General features: G+C 66.6%; 15 protein-coding genes and 1 tRNA gene. 6 read left to right on the top strand and 10 right to left on the bottom strand.

From position 1 onward, the window contains the following. Positions 1-112: 112 nt before the first annotated feature. On the bottom strand, positions 113-655 hold the full coding sequence (locus FHW97_RS12760) for a hypothetical protein (protein WP_062781717.1): 543 nt from the start codon (positions 653-655) through the stop codon (positions 113-115). A 172-nt stretch (positions 656-827) separates the two neighbouring features. On the opposite strand from FHW97_RS12760, the gene FHW97_RS12755 reads away from it, so the two are divergent. Continuing rightward, on the top strand, positions 828-2,237 hold the full coding sequence (locus tag FHW97_RS12755) for a sulfatase (RefSeq protein ID WP_171799155.1): 1,410 nt from the start codon (positions 828-830) through the stop codon (positions 2,235-2,237). 15 nt (positions 2,238-2,252) lie between these two features. Here FHW97_RS12755 and FHW97_RS12750 read toward each other — a convergent pair whose 3' ends face one another. The 4 genes from FHW97_RS12750 to cpdR all read right to left on the bottom strand — a co-directional run bounded on the left by FHW97_RS12750 (position 2,253) and on the right by cpdR (position 4,146). Further along, the gene (locus tag FHW97_RS12750; protein WP_171799154.1) at positions 2,253-3,008 is read right to left on the bottom strand and encodes a hypothetical protein; all 756 of its coding nucleotides are present in this window, start codon (positions 3,006-3,008) and stop codon (positions 2,253-2,255) included. Then, complete coding sequence (locus FHW97_RS12745; protein ID WP_171799153.1) at positions 3,005-3,448, bottom strand: hypothetical protein; 444 nt, start codon at positions 3,446-3,448, stop codon at positions 3,005-3,007. Before FHW97_RS12745 ends, FHW97_RS12750 begins: the two co-directional genes overlap by 4 nt. Positions 3,449-3,618: 170 nt before the next feature. Beyond that, positions 3,619-3,693 (bottom strand) — tRNA-Val (locus FHW97_RS12740). A gap of 90 nt (positions 3,694-3,783) precedes the next feature. Beyond that, positions 3,784-4,146, bottom strand: coding sequence for a cell cycle two-component system response regulator CpdR (cpdR, locus tag FHW97_RS12735; protein ID WP_028657389.1), 363 nt, complete (start codon positions 4,144-4,146; stop codon positions 3,784-3,786). Positions 4,147-4,354: 208 nt separating this feature from the next. Between cpdR and FHW97_RS12730 the strand changes: the two genes are divergently transcribed. Beyond that, positions 4,355-5,374: an N-formylglutamate amidohydrolase gene (locus tag FHW97_RS12730; RefSeq protein ID WP_253941761.1), complete on the top strand. Its 1,020-nt coding sequence runs from the start codon at positions 4,355-4,357 to the stop codon at positions 5,372-5,374. A 420-nt stretch (positions 5,375-5,794) separates the two neighbouring features. On the opposite strand, the gene FHW97_RS12725 is transcribed toward FHW97_RS12730, so the two are convergent. Together FHW97_RS12725 and FHW97_RS12720 are read right to left on the bottom strand one after the other, a co-directional pair. Next, complete coding sequence (locus tag FHW97_RS12725; protein WP_022674549.1) at positions 5,795-6,571, bottom strand: SapC family protein; 777 nt, start codon at positions 6,569-6,571, stop codon at positions 5,795-5,797. A gap of 169 nt (positions 6,572-6,740) precedes the next feature. After that, positions 6,741-8,183, bottom strand: a complete 1,443-nt coding sequence (locus FHW97_RS12720) for an FAD-binding oxidoreductase (protein ID WP_171799152.1) — start codon at positions 8,181-8,183, stop codon at positions 6,741-6,743. A 219-nt stretch (positions 8,184-8,402) separates the two neighbouring features. Here FHW97_RS12720 and FHW97_RS12715 point away from each other — a divergent pair, with 219 nt between their 5' ends. From FHW97_RS12715 to FHW97_RS12705, 3 genes are all read left to right on the top strand, one after another. Next, positions 8,403-8,987, top strand: a complete 585-nt coding sequence (locus FHW97_RS12715) for a hypothetical protein (RefSeq protein WP_171799151.1) — start codon at positions 8,403-8,405, stop codon at positions 8,985-8,987. Between the two features lie 177 nt (positions 8,988-9,164). Further along, positions 9,165-10,667: a DEAD/DEAH box helicase gene (locus FHW97_RS12710; RefSeq protein WP_171799150.1), complete on the top strand. Its 1,503-nt coding sequence runs from the start codon at positions 9,165-9,167 to the stop codon at positions 10,665-10,667. 147 nt (positions 10,668-10,814) lie between these two features. Next, positions 10,815-12,437 (top strand): alkaline phosphatase, encoded by a 1,623-nt coding sequence (locus tag FHW97_RS12705; protein ID WP_171799149.1) that lies wholly within the window; start codon positions 10,815-10,817, stop codon positions 12,435-12,437. Here the strand turns inward: FHW97_RS12705 and FHW97_RS12700 are convergent, their stop codons facing one another. Genes FHW97_RS12700 through FHW97_RS12690 form a run of 3 tightly spaced genes read right to left on the bottom strand, consistent with a single transcriptional unit; the run spans position 12,438 to position 17,666 of the window. Further along, a complete protein-coding gene (locus FHW97_RS12700) occupies positions 12,438-13,202 on the bottom strand; it encodes a DUF3142 domain-containing protein (RefSeq protein ID WP_309804076.1) in 765 nt (254 codons plus the stop codon). Next, entirely contained in the window at positions 13,199-15,325 is a 2,127-nt protein-coding gene (locus tag FHW97_RS12695; RefSeq protein WP_171799148.1) for a hypothetical protein, read from the bottom strand. The genes FHW97_RS12700 and FHW97_RS12695 overlap by 4 nt, the downstream gene beginning before the upstream one ends. Before the next feature lie 22 nt (positions 15,326-15,347). Continuing rightward, on the bottom strand, positions 15,348-17,666 hold the full coding sequence (locus tag FHW97_RS12690; protein WP_370525382.1) for an ATP-dependent helicase: 2,319 nt from the start codon (positions 17,664-17,666) through the stop codon (positions 15,348-15,350). A gap of 248 nt (positions 17,667-17,914) precedes the next feature. On the opposite strand from FHW97_RS12690, the gene FHW97_RS12685 reads away from it, so the two are divergent. Further along, positions 17,915-18,526, top strand: a complete 612-nt coding sequence (locus FHW97_RS12685; protein ID WP_171799146.1) for a hypothetical protein — start codon at positions 17,915-17,917, stop codon at positions 18,524-18,526. Positions 18,527-18,643: the final 117 nt, after the last annotated feature.

Here is an 18,643-nt window from a genome sequence, read left to right as displayed (position 1 = left end):
GAGTTGAACTTACCGCCCCCTTAGCAGGTGCGGAACGCGGCGCAAGCGCGGCTCCGGCGATTCTTGAACCGAGCTTATGTTTTGCGCCGCAGTGCGGCAACGTGGCTGCCATTCAAGGGCAGCTGCGCAGATCGTACATCGCCTCGCCCACGCGCACGCGGTGGCGGCGCGCGATGTGCCAGCCGGCGTCCTCCAGCAGGCGGGCAAAGCGCGCCGGCCCATGGCGATGCAGCCAGATCACCTCCTTGCGGCGCAGGCGCATGGCCCACAGCACATCCTGCACCGACGCGTGGTTGTAGGACAGAACGACGCGGTCGAACTGGCGCAGCTGGGCAAACAGGCGCGGTAGATCGGTGACATATTCGACCACGCCGAGCATGGCGGCGGCGCGTTCGGCAAAGCGGGGCAGGGGATCGGCGTTGAGATCGGTCAGGACCGTGCCGGGCCCGCGATCGACAATGTCCACCGGTACATAGCGGGTGCCGGCCGGCAGATGGTCGCGCAGCGGCATCAGCCCGCAACCGATATCCACCACGCCGGCCTCGTCCGCCAGCCACGCCGCGGCCTGCCGGGTGCGGCGGTCCCACCGATCCTGCAGTGCGGACCAGTACAGACGCCGGCACGCCAGGGTCGCATCGGTGGAAACATCATTCATGCCGGGCACGTGGCCTGTGCGGCACTCCGCGATCAAGCGCAGTTGGCTCGCATGTGGCGCAATTGCAGAGCCAAGCATGGCTATACGGGGTGTTCAATTAAATTTGTAGACAATGGCTGGCGTCCGGCTGACCTCTGCCGTGTCATTTCCGTCGTGCCGCAAGGAGCCTGTCATGCCCGCATCCCGCCTTTCCCGCCGCGCAGCCCTGGCCGGCCTTGCTGCCGGAGGCGCGGCACTGGCATCGCCAGCGCTGGCTGTGCCCGATACGGGCAAGAAGCTGAATTTCCTGTATATCATGGCTGATGACATGGGCTATGCCGATGTCTCGTGCTATGGCCGGCGCGATTATGCCACGCCCGCGATCGATGCACTGGCGCAGCAGGGCGTGCGCTTTACCCAGGCCTATGCCAACAGCGCGGTGTGCACCGCTACGCGCGTGGCGCTGATTACCGGGCGCTATCAATATCGCCTGCCGGTGGGTCTGGAAGAGCCGCTGGCACAGCGCGCGATCGGCCTGCCACCCAGCCAACCCACGCTGCCTTCGCTGCTGCGCAAGGTCGGCTATGCCACCGGGCTGATCGGCAAGTGGCATCTGGGCAGCCTGCCCGACTACGATCCGCGATTGAGCGGCTATGACGAATTCTGGGGCATCCGCAGCGGCGCGGTGGACTATTACACCCACGCCACCTCGGGCGGGCGGCCGGATTTGTGGGACGGGGCAACGCCGGTGCAGCAGGCCGGATACCTGACCGATCTCTTGGGTGATCATGCCGTGGCGGCGGTGCGGCGCAATGCCGGCATCGGCAAGCCCTGGCTGCTCAGCCTGCATTTCACCGCGCCGCACTGGCCTTGGGAAACCCCGGACGACGACAGCGAATCAAAGCGGCTGGCCCAGTCCAAAGACCCCGAGGCGCTGATGCACTTCGATGGCGGCAGCCAGAAAACCTATGCCGCGATGGTGCAGCGCCTGGATCTTCAGGTCGGGCGCATTCTCAAGGCCTTGGCGGATTCGGGCCAGGCCGACAACACCGTGGTGGTGTTCACCAGCGACAATGGCGGCGAACGCTTTGCCGATACCTGGCCGTTCACCGGGCGCAAGACCGAATTGCTCGAAGGGGGCTTGCGCATCCCCGCGATCGTGCGTTGGCCCGGCCTGAGCCAGCCGGGCAGCACCAGCGCGGCGCAGATCATCTCGATGGACTGGCTGCCCACGTTCGTCGCTGCGGCGGGCGGCGCGCCCGATCCTGCCTTTGCCCCCGATGGCATCGACATCCGCAGCGCGATTGCCGGGGGCAGCCTGCCGGCACGCACGCTCTATTGGCGCTACAAGCTGCACGACCAGCAGGCCGCGCGGCGCGACCAATGGAAGTACCTGAAAATCGGCGACAACACGTTCCTGTTCGATGTCGAGGCCGATCCCATGGAACGCGCCAACCTGAAAGCGCGCCACCCCGATGTCTTTGCCGCGCTGACGCAGGACTGGAACCGCTGGAACGCCACGATGCTGCCGCTCGATCCGCAAAGCTACAGCCATGGGTTTACGGCCAAGACTCTGGCCGATCACTTCATCGCCACGGATTAAGCCAGCCTGATAGGCCTAGGGCAGGGCGTTCAGCCGCAGATAGGCAACAAGGCGTGTTCCCTCGCGCCTTGCCGGCAGCCCACTTGCCATCTGGGGCAGCGGCGCGGCCCGCTGGCCGATCGTGCTACTGGCGCGCAGCCCCAGCGTGAGCCGGCGCGAAACATGGGCAATGCCGGCCTGCAGGTCGGCATAGTCGCCCTGCGGGCGCAGGCGCCAGGCGCTTTCCCCCGGCCGGGCCCGGCCAAGGGAATAGCCGCCGCCGGCATGCAGCGTCAGGGCCGAGCCGGGCACCGCGCCCTGGAGCATGGCGTGGAGATAGAGATTGTCGCCGCCGATCGCTGTTTGCGGCGGGGCATAGTCTGCGCCGATCGCGAGTTGCACCGGGCCCAGCGTGCCGGCCAGGGCGCCGCGCACTTCGCCATAGGCCAGCCGCCCCCGGCCGTTGAAACCATGGCCAGCCAGGCCCGCACTCCACCGCCAGCCCGCCACCGTACCGACAAGGCGCGGGGCGACGACCAAGCCCAGCGTGCTGCCACCATGGCGCGCGCTGCCGCGCAGGGTGGTGACCGCCGCGGCGATGGCAACCCGCTCGTCCGGAGCCCAGTTGCCTGCCAGATGCAGTGCGGCCCGGCCGCTACTCTGGCTTAGGCCGCGCGTCATCCAGTCACTTGCGGCCTCCACTTCAACATCGATTGGCGCCTCGCCATCCTGGGCCATGGCAACGGGCACATTGCCAAGGCAGGTAGCCAAGGCCGCGATGGCCCACCTCACCGCGCGGCAAGGGCGTGGGCGGCCTCGATCGCGGCGAGGGCATCGGGGCGATCGCGCTCCATCGCTTCGGCCAGGAACTGCGCAATCTGGGCGGACCGTTGCGCCACCGCCGCCTGCGCGCTTGCATCCTTGCGGCAATGGCCCGGGGTCGAATCGCGCCAAGTGCGCGCGCCGGCCAGGCGGTGGGTGAGAGCGGCGTCGGCACCAGGCAGGGCGATCCGCCGCTCTGCCACCACGGTGACCGTCCGCTCGCATCGCTCGCTGCCTTGGCGGGTGGGGGCGCTCATGCCTACGGACTTGTGCCGCGCCTGGGTCTGCGCGTGATAGGTCACATCATAGCTGTTGCCGCGATGGACCACCTGCGTACTTGCCGGCAGCGGCAGCGGCAGCGGCTGCGCCGTGGTGGTGGCCAGTGCCATGATCCCGAGCCAATCGATCATTCTCGCTCTCCCATTTCACATGGGGCGCCAGGCCCCTTGCAGAAGAGCTAGCGTGCATCGGCTTGCAGCGTGTTTCCCGATGGTGAGATTTTCTGGACGAGGCGCGCAAAAGATGGCGGCGGCGGCCACGAAAAAACCCCGCCGAAGCGGGGCTTTTCAAGGGTTTCCGATGGTGGGCGTAGCAAGGATTGAACTTGCGACCCCTACGATGTCAACATAGTGCTCTACCACTGAGCTATACGCCCGCACCATCGAATGTCCGTCAGCCTCTCGGCGTCGGGAGCGCCCCACTAACCGCGCCGCCGGGGCTTGGCAAGGGGGCAAATCCGGATTTTTTATGCCGCGTCGGCAAAGATGCGGTCCACTTCCATCACCAGGTCGCGCAGGTGGAAAGGCTTGGACAGCACGCGCGCCTGCGGTGCCTCGCGGTTGGCCTTGAGGGTAACGGCGGCAAAGCCGGTGATGAACATCACCTTGGTGCCAGGGCTGATTTCGCTGCAGCGCTGGGCGAGTTCGATCCCGTCCATTTCGGGCATGACGATGTCCGAGAGCAGCAGGTCGAATGTCTGGCTTTCGAGCAGGGGAACCGCGGCGGTGCCGCGATCGACGGCGACCACGCTGTAGCCGGCGTTTTCCAAGGCGCGGGCAAGGTAGGTGCGCATGGCCTCTTCGTCTTCTGCCAGCAGAATGCGGATCATGTTACCCTTCTGATTTTCCATGTCGTTTTCCAGATGCACCCGGCCCGTGTGCCACGCCGTGACCGGCGCGGGCATCCGGCCGGGGGGCTGCTATAGCGCCCGGCGGGTTAACAATCTTCGGCCAGCATCATCGGCGTGATCGATGCTGGCCGTGGCAGTAGTTTTGCCCAGATGCGCTTTTGACAGAACTGGCAAAGCATTGCAGCCAATGATGATGGATGCAAACGATCGTCCCGCAACCGATTCGTGCCACCTTGGGGCAAGGCCAGGCGGCACCGACCCGGTTTCCCCGGTAATCCACAGCGAAGGCGGCACGATTCCGGGGGAGGATGGCCCGGCCTTCGTGCTGCAACGGGCCAACCCTGCGCCGATTCCGGTGATCCTGGCCGTGCCCCATGCCGGGCGATCCTATCCCGCCGGGGTGTTGGCGGCGATGCGCCAGCCGGCGCAGGCGGCGCGGCGGCTGGAGGATCGCCTGGTCGATCTGGTAGCGCAGGCCGTGGCGCGGCACACCGGGGCGGCGCTGCTGGTGGCGCGGGCTCCGCGCGCGATGATCGATCTCAACCGCGCACCGGATGATCTTGATCGCGAGATGATCGTGCCCGATCCGGCCATGGCGGATTTTCCGCCGCTGCCGCGCGGGCCGATGGCGGCACGCCGGGCGCATAGCGGGCTGGGGCTCGTCCCCCGCCGGCTGGTTGGATTGGGCGAAATCTGGCGCCAGCGCACCCCGGCGGCCGAAATCCAGGCGCGCATCGCGCAAATCCATCTGCCCTATCACCAGGCCCTGGCCGACGCGCTGGCTGATCTGGCTGCGCGCTGGGGGGCGGCGCTGTTGATCGACCTGCACTCGATGCCGCCGCTGCCGCGTCGCGATTCGGCGGAGGCGCCACCCACCTATGTGCTGGGCGATCGCTTTGGCGCGGCCTGTGCAGGCGGGGTGATGGCCACCGCCTTTGCCCATCTGGCCAGCTGCGGTGCGCGCGCCGCGCACAACCGGCCCTATGCCGGCGGCTATGGCCTGGAGCGCCAGGCCCGGCGCGAGGCGGGCATTCATGCCATGCAGGTGGAAATCGATCGCAGCGCCTATCTCGATGCCGCATTGGCAGAGCCGGGCGAGGGGCTGGCCGACGTGGTGGAAACGATGACCGGCATGGTGCGGGCGTTGGCGGCCGATGTTGCGGCCATGGGCCAGGCGGCGCAACGCTGGCCCCGCGCGGCGGAGTAGCGAACCGCCCAAACTCCCCAAGAAAAAACCACCTGGAGACAAGCTCCAGGTGGCCAAGGTTCAGGGAGGAGGTGCACCAAGTGCACCAATCAGATCGGGCCATGAGGGGAGCGCCGACCTGATGTGATGAAGATAGGCAACACTTTCCGGCCATGCAAGGGGGTGATGCAGAAATTTATTGCATTTACCGTGAATCTTTGTTTGCTGCGCAGCCCTTTCCTGAACGGCAAATACACTTGGCGTTAAGCATGCGGCCAAGCTCGGGTGATTCCTCACAATTTGTGACACCGGCGCGCGTCAGGATGAAGACAGACTTGCGGGCAATCCACGAAAAAGCCCCCGCCGTTGCCGGCAGGGGCTTGTCTGATTCGGCGCTTTAACCCGGAGCAGGGCGGCCGGCGTAACGACCGCCCTGCTGGATCAGAGTGCGGGCACTGCCACCGGAGCGGGGGCCTTGCCCTGCTCGGCCTGGATGCCGAAGATCGTGCTCATCAGGTCGAGCGAGAAGATGTGCGCATAGAGCAGCGGCAGCAGGCCGCTCTGGGCCCAGCCGCGCAGCACGTCGCCACGGATTTCGCGCAGCTTTTCCTGATTCACCATCTGGAAGCCGCGATAGATGAACGGCTGGTCCACACCGGTCTGCTGAATGGCGACTTCGCCTTCCATCAGCAGGTTGTGCTTCTTGAGTTCATCGATGAACGCCTGCGTACGCTGACCGGCCTGCTCGAACTGCTCGCAGAACTGCAGGGCCTGCTTGGTGGCTTCGCTCGGCTGGTCACCGTCGAACAGCGGTTCGCCATCTTCGAATTCGCCGACCAGGCCGCTCGACGGATCGAAGCACAGCGACAGGTCGTCGCTGTCGGGCATCAGCTTGGCCAGCATAAAGGGATAGCGGCGGGCATAGGCCGGCAGATAGACCGGCTGGTCGATCTTGCCTTCTTCGTTGACGAAAACGTTGACGCCTTCGTTCAGGCCCATCAGCGCCAGCGGCACGGGATTGTCACCCGAGGCGAAGATGATGGGGAAGTGACGGGCCGCCTGCGGGAACTCTTCCACGGTCAACGGGATGGCGTGCTGGCCGATCAGCCAGGGGGCCGACTGGGCGCCGCGCGCGCGCCACGTGGCGTGGTCGCGCGTGTTAAGGGGCATGAGGTCCTGGTAGAACAGGGGCAGGTTGGCTTGCGGCGCGCTGGCCATGAACTCTCTCCGAAAACAATAACGGGCCCGTGGCCAGCACGGGCGCGCGCCGGGCATAAGGCCTCAACCCGGCAGTGACAAGCGCAAGGCCGCGCCGGACTGGGGGTTTATCGGCCAAAACGTGCCCGATTCGGTATCGGGCTGGAATCGGCCGCCCCCGGCGCGGGTGTCAGATCAGCTTGCCGGGGTTCATCAGCCCCTGGGGATCGAGCGCCTGCTTTATATGGCGCAGGATGGACAGCGCCACCGGATCGCCCAGCCGCGCCAGTTCATCGCGCTTCAACTGGCCAATGCCGTGCTCGGCCGAGATCGAGCCACCCCAGGCCGTGACCATGTCGTGGACCTGGCGGCTGATCGCCTTGCCGTCGCCCGCTTCCCAGCTGGCGCGGTCAACCCCTTGCGGGGCGATCACGTGGAAATGGATATTGCCATCGCCCAGGTGGCCAAACCCGACGGCGCGGGTGCCGGGCCATTGCGCCTCGAACTGGGGCACCGCTTCCTCGACGAAGGCGGGCATCTTTTCCACCGGCACGCTGATATCGTGCTGGACCGCCGGGCCCAGCGCGCGTTCGGCCGGCGCAATGGATTCGCGCAGGTTCCAGAATGCCTCGGCCTGGGTTTCGTTGGCAGCCATGGTGGCATCGTCGATCAGCCCGGCCTCGAACGCTTCTTCCAGCACGCGCTGGGCCAGGTCGGGCAGGCGTTCGGCGCCATCGGCATCGGCGACCATTTCGATCAGCACGTGCCAGGCGTGATCTTCAGCCAGCGGCTGGCGCGCGCCGGGCAGATAGTCGCGCACCGCGTCAAGGCTATGCTGGGGCATCACTTCGAAGCCTTCCAGCGCCTGGCCGGCCAGGCGCTCGGCCAAGAGCAGCAACTCGCGCGCCTTGGGCAGGCTTTGCGTGCCAGCCCACAGCACCTCGCGCGCGGCCACGGCGGGCTCGAGCTTGAGCGTGGCGGCGGTGACCACGCCCAGCGTGCCTTCCGATCCGATCAGCAACTGCTTGAGATCGAAACCGCGGTTGTCCTTCTTGAGCGGCACCAGCTGGTTGAACACGGTGCCATCGGGCATCACCGCCTCGAGCCCGAGTACCAGCGCGCGCATCGAGCCATGGCGCAGCACCTGCGTGCCGCCAGCATTGGTGGAGATCAACCCGCCGACCGTGGCCGAACCCTTGCCCCCCAGCGACAGCGGGAAGCGCAGGCCCTTGGCTTCGGCCGCCTCGTGCAGCACTTGCAGGATGACGCCGGCCTCGCAGGTGGCGCTGCGCGTGGCAGTATCGACGCTGCGGATCGCATTCATGCGGCGCAGCGAGAGGACCACGGCGTGGCCGGTCTCGTCGGGCGTGGCGCCGCCAGACATGCCGCTGTTGCCGCCCTGCGGCACGATAGGCACGTTGTGGGCAGCGCACAGGCGCACCAGGCCGGCTACTTCGTCGGTCGTGGCGGGCGAGGCCATGCCCAGGGCGCGGCCGGTAAAGCGCTGGCGCCAGTCAGTCAGCCAGGGAGAGATCGCATCGGGATCGGTGGTAAAGCCCTTCGCGCCCAACAGGGCAGCGGCGGCTTCCAGGAAAGGCGCGGTTTCCGCGCGGGGTGCAAGCGTTTCGACCATGGCCTCCGGCTACGCCGCTGCGCGCCGCGCAGCAATTCCTTTTTCATCGTGGCCGGGTTAAGGCGTTGTTCAAGCGCTGGCTGCAAGGCACAGTGCCTGCCTCTTGGAGGCTTGTCGGTTCGGGCCAGGTGCCAAGGGGGGCGCTAAGGTCACGGACATGAGGGATCGTTGGTTTTTGCCGATTTGCTGATGCCTGGTCTGGTCCATCCCTTGTTGGCCATGGCGGCGCTTGCGAGCGTTGCCATCGGGCCTGACGCCGTGAGCACGGCGCCGGCTGGTGCAGTCGCTTCTGCGCCGGTCAGCCACGCCATGCCCGCCGCCAGCCTGCCCCAGCCGCTGCGCGATGCCGCATCGGGCCCGATGAGCCCGGCTGCGGCCGACCTGCTGGATGATCCTGGCGCGCTGGCCGATGGCCTTGCCGATGAAACCTGGCGCCAGGTGCGCATCGAACAGCGCCTGATCATCCGTATCACCCCCGGCATCATGGGCCGCGACATGCCGCCGCCACCGCCCATGCCCCAGCCCATGATGGTGCTGCGCGGGCGCCATGGCGGGGGGTGCGTGGCGCTGGGCGGGATCGCGGCGATCGCGCCGTCTTCGTCGGACAGCCAGATCATCCTGCTGCTCAGAGACCGTCGCCAGGTTGTCGCCAGCCTGGAAAAAACCTGCAATGCCCGTGATTTCTATGTCGGTTTCTATGCAGAAAGAAGCAGTGATGGGATGCTCTGCACCGGGCGTGACGTGATCCATTCGCGTGCCGGGGCCAGCTGCATGATCACCCACCTGCGCGAGGTGGGCCGCTGAGTGCGCAGGCACATGCGGCTTTCCTTGACTTTCCGGCAGGTTTCGGCATAGCGGGCCCGCATTGAGTGTCGGGTCGCAAGTGGCCCGTACCGGTGGCCTTGCATCCAGGGTGGCGGCACACGCACGGTGTCTCGTTGCCAGGCTGGCGGGCCATCCTGCTTTCGGAACATAACCTGCATGAAGTTCGCCGATCTCGGCCTCTCTGATGAATTGCTTAAGTCGGTCATCGACGCCGGCTATGACGAGCCGACTCCGATCCAGGCCCAGGCCATCCCCTCGGTCTTGATGATGCGCGACATTATCGGCATCGCCCAGACCGGCACCGGCAAGACGGCCGGCTTCGTGCTGCCGATGATCGACATTCTGGCCCACGGCCGGCGGCGCGCGCTGATGCCGCGCTCGCTGATTCTCGAGCCGACGCGCGAACTGGCCGCGCAGGTTGCCGAAAACTTTGAAAAGTACGGCAAGAACCACGATCTCAAGATGGCCCTGCTGATCGGCGGGGTGCAGATGGGTGATCAGGTCAAGGCCCTGCAAGACGGTGTCGACGTGCTGATCGCCACCCCTGGCCGCCTGATGGACCTGTTCGAGCGCGGCAAGATCCTGCTCACCGGCTGCGAACTGCTGGTGATCGACGAAGCCGATCGCATGCTCGACATGGGCTTCATCCCCGATATCGAATCGATCTGTTCCAAGCTGCCGTCGCAGCGCCAGACGCTGCTGTTTTCGGCCACGATGCCGCCGCCGATCAAGAAGCTGGCGGATCGCTTCCTGTCGAACCCCAAGTCGATCGAAGTGGCGCGCCCGGCCAGCACGAACATCAACATCGTGCAGCACAAGGTGAAGGTGGCCAGCCGTGCCAAGCGCGAGGCGCTGCGCCACCTGCTGCGCACCGACAACGTGACCACCGCGATCGTCTTCTGCAACCGCAAGACGACCGTGCGCGAACTGGCCAAGAGCCTGAAGAGCCATGGCTTTTCCGCGGGCGAAATCCATGGGGACATGGATCAGTCGGCGCGCAACGCCGAACTGCAGAAGTTCAAGGACGGCGTGATCAACATCCTCGTGGCGTCCGACGTCGCCGCGCGCGGGCTTGACGTGAAGGGGGTGAGCCATGTGTTCAACTTCGACACGCCGTGGCACCCGGATGATTACGTGCACCGCATCGGCCGCACCGGCCGTGGCGGCGCCACTGGCCGTGCGTTCACGCTGGTCAGCCCGGAAGACGCCGAAGCGATCGACAATGTCGAAAAGCTGACCGGTGGCGCGATTCCGGTGATGACGCTGGATATCGGTGCCGCCGCAGAACCGGACGAGCGCCCGGCGCGCAAGAGCCGCGACAAGGCCGAAAAGCCGCAGCGCGCGCCCAAGGCGGAAAAGGCCGCTTCCGAAAAGCCTGCCCGCCGCAAGAAGGACGCTGCCCCGACGGCAGAGGACACCCCGGTGCACACCGAAAGCACCCGGGAAGAACCCCGTCGTGATGATCACCGTCGTGATGCCCCCCGTCGTGATGACAATCGCCGCGATGACTATCGCCGCGACGATTACCGGGCTGACGCTGGCCGTAGCGATTCCGGCCGCCAGGGCGATCGTCGCCGCGAATACCGCAGCGAGCCGCCCAGCCCGCCGGGCGAATGGAACGGCCCGATCCCCAACTTCCTCCACGTTTCCGCGCTTTGAGCCAGGTCGCGCCGGCCTGATCCGGCGCGGGCTGGCCGCAGCGGCCTGGGTCTTTGGGGCAAAGAAGCGAAATATCGCGGCATTTCATCAAGCTGTCACGTAATCCGGGATGAAGGGGCACAACCCCTTCCTGCCAGGACCAACGCCATGCAGTTTCACCGCCGCCAGATCTTCAAGACCGCCATGTTCGGCACGGGCGCCTTGCTCTTGCCCGATTGGGTGCGCGCCGCCGACCTGTTGGGCGCGCGCGGTTTTACCCACGGCGTCGCCAGTGGCGAGCCCGGCGCGCACGAGATCCTTCTGTGGACACGCTATGTGCCCACAGCCGGCGGCGTGGCGGATGTGGCGGTAGAGCTGTCGGAAACACCCGAATTTACCCGCGCAACGGCTGCCGGCACGATGCAGACCGGCCCGTGGCGCGATCACACCGTCAAGATCGTGGCGACCGGCCTGGCCCCGGCACGGACCTATTACTATCGCTTCATCGCGCCCGATGGCAGCAAGTCGCCGGTCGGCCGCACCCGCACCCTGCCGGCCGATGGCCAACAACCGTGGCGCGCGGCGGTGTTTTCCTGTTCCAACATGCCGTTCGGCTGGTTCAACGCCTATGCCCATGCTGCGCGCAACGATGCGTTCGATTGCACCATCCACCTGGGCGACTATTTCTATGAATATGCGCCGGGCCACTATCCGCTGCCCAAGGACAGCGTGGCCGGCCGCACCGTTCTGCCCGATGCCAACACCGTGCATGTCGCCGATTATCGCCTACGCTATGCCAGCTATCGCGCCGATCCCGATCTTCAGGCGCTGCACGCGCGCTTTCCGATGATCGCGCAGTGGGACGATCACGAAAGCGCCAACGACAGCTGGGCCGGCGGTGCGCAGCATCACGATCCGGCCACCGAAGGCGATTGGAGCGTGCGCAAGGACGCTGCGATGCAGGTCTATCGCGAATGGATGCCGGTGAGCGAGGCGCCGTGGAAAGCCTATGACATTGGCGGCCTGGCCACGCTGTTCCGCACCGAAACCCGTCTGCTGGGCCGCACCCAGCAGCCCGACGTGGCGCCAATGTTCCAGGCGGCCGATCCCATTGCCGCGCTCAAGGCCTTCCGCGATGGCGCCTGGCAGGACCCGGCCGCCACGATGATGGGCAGCGAGCAGGAAGCCTGGCTGGCCAGCGCGATGCAGGCTTCGGTCAAGAGCGGGCGGCCCTGGCAGATCGTGGGCTTTGGCACGATCATGGGCGAAACGGTGATGCCGGCCACGGCGCAGGACTGGGTGCGCGGCCAGTCGGAACAGGCCGCGCGCTATGTCGGCAGCGGGATCATGGCGGCCAAGCTGGGCCTGCCGTTCAATTACGACAACTGGGGCGGCTATCCGGCGGCGCGTGCCCGCTTCCTGCGCAGCGTGCAGGCGATGGGCGGCAATACCGTGGTGATCTCGGGCGATAGCCACAACGCCTGGGCCTATAACCTGCGCCAGGATGGCCAGGCCACGGCAGTGGAATTTGCCGGGCATTCGGTAACCTCGCCGGGCTTCGAACACGATGTCGGCGTGGCGCCGCAAACCGTGGCAGCGGGCCTGGTAGCGGCCAATCCCGAACTGGCGTGGTGCGATACGGCGCAGCGCGGCTACATGGCGCTGACTGTCACGCCGCAGGCAGTAACCAACGAATGGGTGATGATGGACACGATCGACCAGCGCAACGCGGCCGGCCGGGTGGGCCATCGCGCCACCGTGCGGCCGGGCCGCCACGCGATGGACGCGTGATCAGCGCCTGATCTGCTTGGGCATCAGAAACACGACATAGCCTTTGAACTGCGGCTCTCGGGCCAGGTCAGGGGGCGGCGTCCAGGCGCCGCCCTCGGCCAGGGCCACGCGGAACGGCAGCGGGAAATGCGCCATCTTGCGGAAATAAGCATCATAGCCAGGGATCGTGGTGCGTCCCTGATAGGTTTGCACCACCACTTCATCGATCACCGGCTTGAGCCGTGCCAGCGCGGCAGGGTCGCCGTTGGCACTCCAATCCATCAGCCCGGTGATCGACAGGCGCCACGGGCGGGGCAGGTGGCTGCGCGCATCGGCCAGAAACGCGCCATAGCGATCGAGCCCCTGCGTGGCCGCATCGAAATCGATCTGCAGGCCGGCGAGGTGATTGCCGGCCGCCTGCCAGCGCTCCATGTCGGCCACGATCACCGCCCAGGTGCGCGGCGACAGGTCGAGCCGATCGATCCGCACCACCAACCACAACTGGGCATCGGGCAGGCGCGGCAACCCGGCGCGCAGCCGGGTAAACCGCGCCGGGCCGGGGCGGCGGCGCACCTCGCCATCGAGCAGGTAGAGCGTATGCGCGGTCAGGTCTGCGGCCGGCCGCACGCCCGGCCAGACATAGAACGCGTCAAAGCCATGGGGATCGACTGCGGGGCCCTTTGCCTTGGCAGCCTTGGTGGTGTCGGTGGGCGCAGGGGTGGGCTGCTGCCGGTTGCAAGCCGATAGCAGGGCCAGCCCGGCCAGGATGATGGCCCGGTGCTTCACCAGTAATAGCGCAAGGATTTGGCCCAGCGGCTTTGTGGATAGCGGGCCTTGAGTTCATCGTACCAAGCCTTGCGCTGCGCTTTGGGTACTTCCTGCGCCTGCATTGCGTCATAACTGGTGGCTGGGCCGGCGCAGCCGTTATAGCCCGATGGCGAATAGCACATCACCGCGCGATAGAGCGCGTAGGCGCGCAGGTCTGGCGCGGCGGCCTTGTCGGCAATGATCGCGGTGTAGATCGCATCGCGCCACAGCGGCGTGCCGGGGAACAGGTCGCGGCCACGGCCAAGCTGGTCCACCTGATCGGACGGGGCATAGAGCGCAAAGCCGTCAAAGCCATTGAGGCGGTAGAACTCGCCCAGGCACACCCGCGCTGCCGCGTTCGCCGGCGTGCGCGCCAGCGTGGCGACGGTCTGCGCCAGCGGCGGGCAGGGCCAGCCATTGCTCCACTGCCCCATGGTGAACCGCTGCGCCGGCGGCGTGCCCAGGCCGCTGCCATACCACGAGGTCAGGTCTGCCTTGGGCGCAGACGGCACCAGCGCCAGATCGCGGCCCACATCGCCATAGGCGCCGCGCGTCAAGCCCTTGTAGAGCAGGGTGAAGCGGGCAACGTTGCGCTCTTCATCGGGCCGCGTGGCATCGGTGGCCGTGGCGCGCAGCATGGCCGGCGCCGCCATGGTTTGCAGCATCAACTGGCGCAGCGTGGTGTCCGATACCGGAGAGGCGCTGGCCAGGGCCTGGTCGATCCGCCCGTCGCGCTGCCAGCGTAGCGCCAGGCCGAGCTGCGCCAGCTGGCCCTGCCACAGCCCCTTGGCGCCGCCCAGCAACTCCTGCCAAAAGCCGGCCTCGTTGGCGTCGTGCGCCTTGGCCAGGGCCATGCCGCGCAAGACCTGGCGGCTGAACGCCAGCGGGGTGTAGGATGGCGCGCGCGCGGCATCGGGCAGCCGCGCCAGGATCGTGCGCGGCGCCTCGCCGGCATAATAGCTGCGCGTGGCGTCGAGCAGGCCATAGAGATCGCCGTCCCCGGCAAAGGCCGGGGCCTGCGCCGCGAGGGTGGCGGCGGCGAGCGGCATCGGCTTGGCCGGATCGCTGGGGCGCATCGCTTTCAGATCGGCGATCGCCATGAGCAGCGGCGTCTTGTTCGCGGCCATGATCGCCTGGACGCCCTCGTCACGCTGCAACAGGGCGTTGTCGATTTCCTCGGCAAGATCGGCGGCCGCCTCGCTGCTACCCGGCGTTGCCCGCAGCATCGCTTCATAGCGCTGGGCCAGCGCCGCGTCCTGCCCGGTCAGCCACAGCACCCGGCGGCGCAGCCCTTGCGCAGAGGCGGCATAGCGCCCTTGAGGATAGGCCTTGAGATAGGCGTCAATCGCCGCGCCGGCCGCCTGGGCCTGCGCCTTGTCGATCTTGTCCAGGCCGGCAAAATCGCCGTACTTGTCGATCGCGCCGGCCACCGCGCTGCGCAGCGCGACGCGGATCTTCATGTAGCTGGCGGTTTCACGCAGCCAGGGGGAGGCGCTGGTTTCCAGGGCAGCAAAGCGGCTGCGCGCGCTTGGATAATTCCCGCGATAGAAATCGTCGGCGGCAGCCAGATACTCCAGGTACTTGCCGGCCAGAACATCGGGAAACGCCGTTGCGGGCAAGGGGTCGGGGCAGCCGACCTTGGCGCGCATTGCCATCAAGGTATCACGATAGCCCTGCGGTATCTCGTCGGCTGCCATGGCCGCCGCAAAGGCATCCTGCACGGGCTTTGGGGCGGCGCATTGGGCGGCGGTGGTGTCGCTGGCGGCCGGCTCCGGCTCGGGCGTTTGCGGCCACAGTGTTTCGCGCAGGCCCCGCCAGCTGAAGAACACGTGGCCAAGCTGCTGGTCATCCCATTCCGGCTTGGCATAGGCCAGACCCGCCTCGCTCGCCGGGGCCAGGCTGCGGATCAGCAGCAGCAGGTTGATCCGCGTATCGTTGCCGGGATTGAGCATCGCGCGGCCTTCGCAGGCATAGTCGGGCGAATCGAGCCGCCAGACCGGCGAGCACGAGCTATCCGCGCAGGCCCAGGCAACCGTTGCCGCCAGGCCGCTCGCCCCGGCCAAGGCCGCCACCCATGCCGCGCCACGCTGCCATGCCCGCATCTTTACCCCCTGTGGCCTGGTGTCAGGCCGGTTTCACGAAGCTGTCGAGCACGCGCTTTTCACCGGCGCTGTCGAACTGGATTTCCAGCTTGTTGCCTTCCTGGCTGGAAATGGTGCCATACCCGAATTTGTCGTGAAACACCCGCGCGCCCACGGCCAGATCGGCGCGTGGCTTGCTGGCAAAGCTGGCGGCGCTGCGCGTGTTTTCGGCAATCTTGCGCGGCTTGGGATCGAACATCTGCGCCGCGGCGCGCTGCCAGCCGGGGCCGCGCGTGCTGGCCTTGGCGGGGTGATTGCGCGCCACGTCGGCAAAGGGATCGCTCGCCTCGCTCCAGTTGGCCCGCCACATCGATGCCCCGCCCGACAGGGTGGTTTCCCGCTCGATATGGTCCTCGGGCAGTTCCTCGATAAAGCGCGAGGGGATGGCGCTGGTCCACTGGCCATAGATGCGGCGGTTGGCGGCATTCAGGATGGTGCAGCGCCGCCGCGCGCGGGTGATCGCCACATAGGCCAGGCGGCGCTCTTCCTCCAGGCTGGCAAGACCGCCTTCGTCGAGCGCGCGCTGCGAGGGGAACACCCCTTCTTCCCAGCCCGGCAGGAACACCTGGTCAAACTCCAGGCCCTTGGCGGCGTGGATGGTCATGATCGTGACCTTGTCCTCGTTGGCCTGGGCCTCGTTGTCCATCACCAGGCTCACGTGCTCCAGGAAATCGCCCAGCGTCTCATACTCTTCCATGGCGCGGACGAGTTCCGACAGGTTTTCCAGCCGGCCATTGGCCTCGGCGGTCTTTTCGGCCTGAAGCGCGGCGGTATAGCCGCTTTCATCCAGGATCGTGCGCGCCAGTTCGGCCGGCGACAGCGTGGCGACCTGTTCGCGCCAGCGCAGGAAATCGCGCACCAGCGCCGCCAGCGTGTTGCGCGCGCGGGCCGGCAGTTCGTCGGTATCGGTAATGTCATAGGCGGCGCGCAGCAGCGGCACCTGGTTGGCGCGGGCAAAGCGGAACAGCTTTTCCAGCGTCTTGTCGCCCAGGCCGCGCTTGGGCGTATTATAGATCCGCTCGAACGCCAGATCGTCTGATGGCTGCCCCACCAGGCGCAGATAGGCCAGCGCATCGCGGATTTCGGCGCGCTCGTAAAAGCGGAAGCCGCCAACGATGCGATAGGCGAGGCCGATCTGGATGAAGCGGTCTTCGAACTCGCGCGTCTGGAACTGCGCGCGCACCAGGATCGCCACGCGATCGAGCGGGCAGCCCTCGCGCTCGAGCCGCTCGATCTCCTCGCCCACGCGGCGCGCTTCCTCGGGCGCGTCCCACACGCCGATCACGCGCAGCTTGTCGCCGCCGTCGCGCTCGGTCCACAGCTGTTTGCCCAGCCGCTGCGCATTTTCGGCGATCAGGCCCGATGCCGCGCCCAGGATGTGCGGGGTGGAGCGATAGTTCTGCTCCAGCCGGATCACCTTGGCGCCGGGAAAATCCTTTTCAAAGCGCAGGATATTGGCCACTTCCGCGCCGCGCCAGGAATAGATCGACTGGTCATCGTCCCCCACCACGCAGATGTTCTTGCGCACTTGCGCCAAGAGCCGCAGCCACAGGTACTGCACCGCGTTGGTGTCCTGGTATTCGTCCACCATGATATAGCGGAAGCGGTCCTGCCAGCTTTCCAGCACATCGCGATGCTGGCGGAAGATCACCAGGATATGCAGCAGCAGATCGCCGAAATCGCAGGCGTTGATGGTGCGCAGCCGGTCTTGATAGAGCCTGTAGAAATGCGCGCCACGGCCATTGGCATAGGCTTCGTTTTCCCCGGCATCGAGATCATCCGGTCCCAGCCCACGGTTCTTCCAGCGATCGATCAGCCCGGCGAGCTGCTTGGCCGGCCAGCGCTTGTCATCCACGCCTTCGGCCTGGATCAGCTGCTTGAGCAGGCGCAACTGGTCATCGGTGTCGATGATCGTGAAAGAGCTGGTCAGCCCGACGAGTTCGGCATGGCGGCGCAGCATCTTGGCCGCGATCGAATGGAACGTGCCGAGCCACGGCATCCCTTCCACTGCCGGCCCGATCAGGTGCCCCACGCGCTCGCGCATCTCGCGCGCGGCTTTGTTGGTAAAAGTCACGCACAGGATCTGCGACGGATAAGCCAGGCGCTGGCGCAGCAGATTGGCCAGGCGCGCGGTGAGCGCGGCGGTCTTGCCGGTGCCGGCACCCGCCAGCATCAGCACCGGGCCATCGGTGGTCAACACCGCCTCGCGCTGCGGCGGGTTCAGGCCTGACAGCCAATCGGGCTCGTTGCCTGCAAGGGGGCCGGGGGGAGAGTGGGGAGAAGGGGGGGCAAAGCTCGTCACGGTGGAACAAGTAGGGAACCGGGTGCGCAGGCGCAAGGCGGATTTGCCCATTCGCTACCGCCCAATGCCCCGGCCAAAGCAGCCCATTCATCTGTCATACATCAACAAAATCACCGCTTGCCGCACACACGGGGCAAGTCGAGCGGCTGATCGACACAATATCACGTCTGGCCGAATGCGCGGAAACGAAATGACAGGATCGGGCGTAACTTGGGCAATTCGGATCTTTGGAACAGGAGAAGATCTCCATGCGAAAGATGATTTTCATCAGCGCTCTGGCGCTCTCGACCGCTTCGCTGCCCGTTGCTCTCCATGCTCAGGCAGCAGCCACCCCGCCGGCTGCCGCAACCCCGGCTGGTCCGTTCTCGATGACGACGGAACAGAAGGGCCAGTACGACGGCTGGCCGGCCGATCTCAAGGCCAAGTATGATGCATGGCCGTCGGCCCAGCAGGAATACTTCTGGTCGCTGAATGCGGACCAGCAGAAGGGCTGGTGGGCGATGAATGACACCCAGCGCGGCCAAGTCTATGCCATGACGCCTGACCAGCGCGCCCAGATTTGGCCGTCGATTGTGGCCCAGGTTCAGGGCCGGGCGTCGGCTTCGGCATCCGCTTCGGCAGCGGGCAGCACCCCGCCGGCCCCCACCGCTGACTCGAACAGCAGTGGCATGTCGGGCGGCATGGCGGCCAACACCGCCGCAGCGCCTGCCCCGGCCCCGAGCAGCGATACCGGCATGGACAGCGCAGCGACGGCCAGCAGCAGCAGCCAGTATGCGTCCAACTCTGACGCCACGCCCAAGAAGTATCCCGTGTGCTCGCGCACGGTGACGGATAGCTGCCGCAACCGTGGCGGTGTCTGAACCGAATAAGCCCTGAAGGGTCGCACATCTGTTGCCTTGGCAACGGGGAGGGGGCGCCGGGAAACCGGCGCCCCTTTTCGCGTCAGCGCCGCGTGTCAGGCCGCCAAATCGATTGCG

The organism is Novosphingobium sp. SG754 (assembly GCF_013149315.1).
In the GTDB taxonomy this organism is placed as follows: domain Bacteria; phylum Pseudomonadota; class Alphaproteobacteria; order Sphingomonadales; family Sphingomonadaceae; genus Novosphingobium; species Novosphingobium capsulatum.
This window is presented reverse-complemented; position numbering and strand designations above follow the sequence as displayed.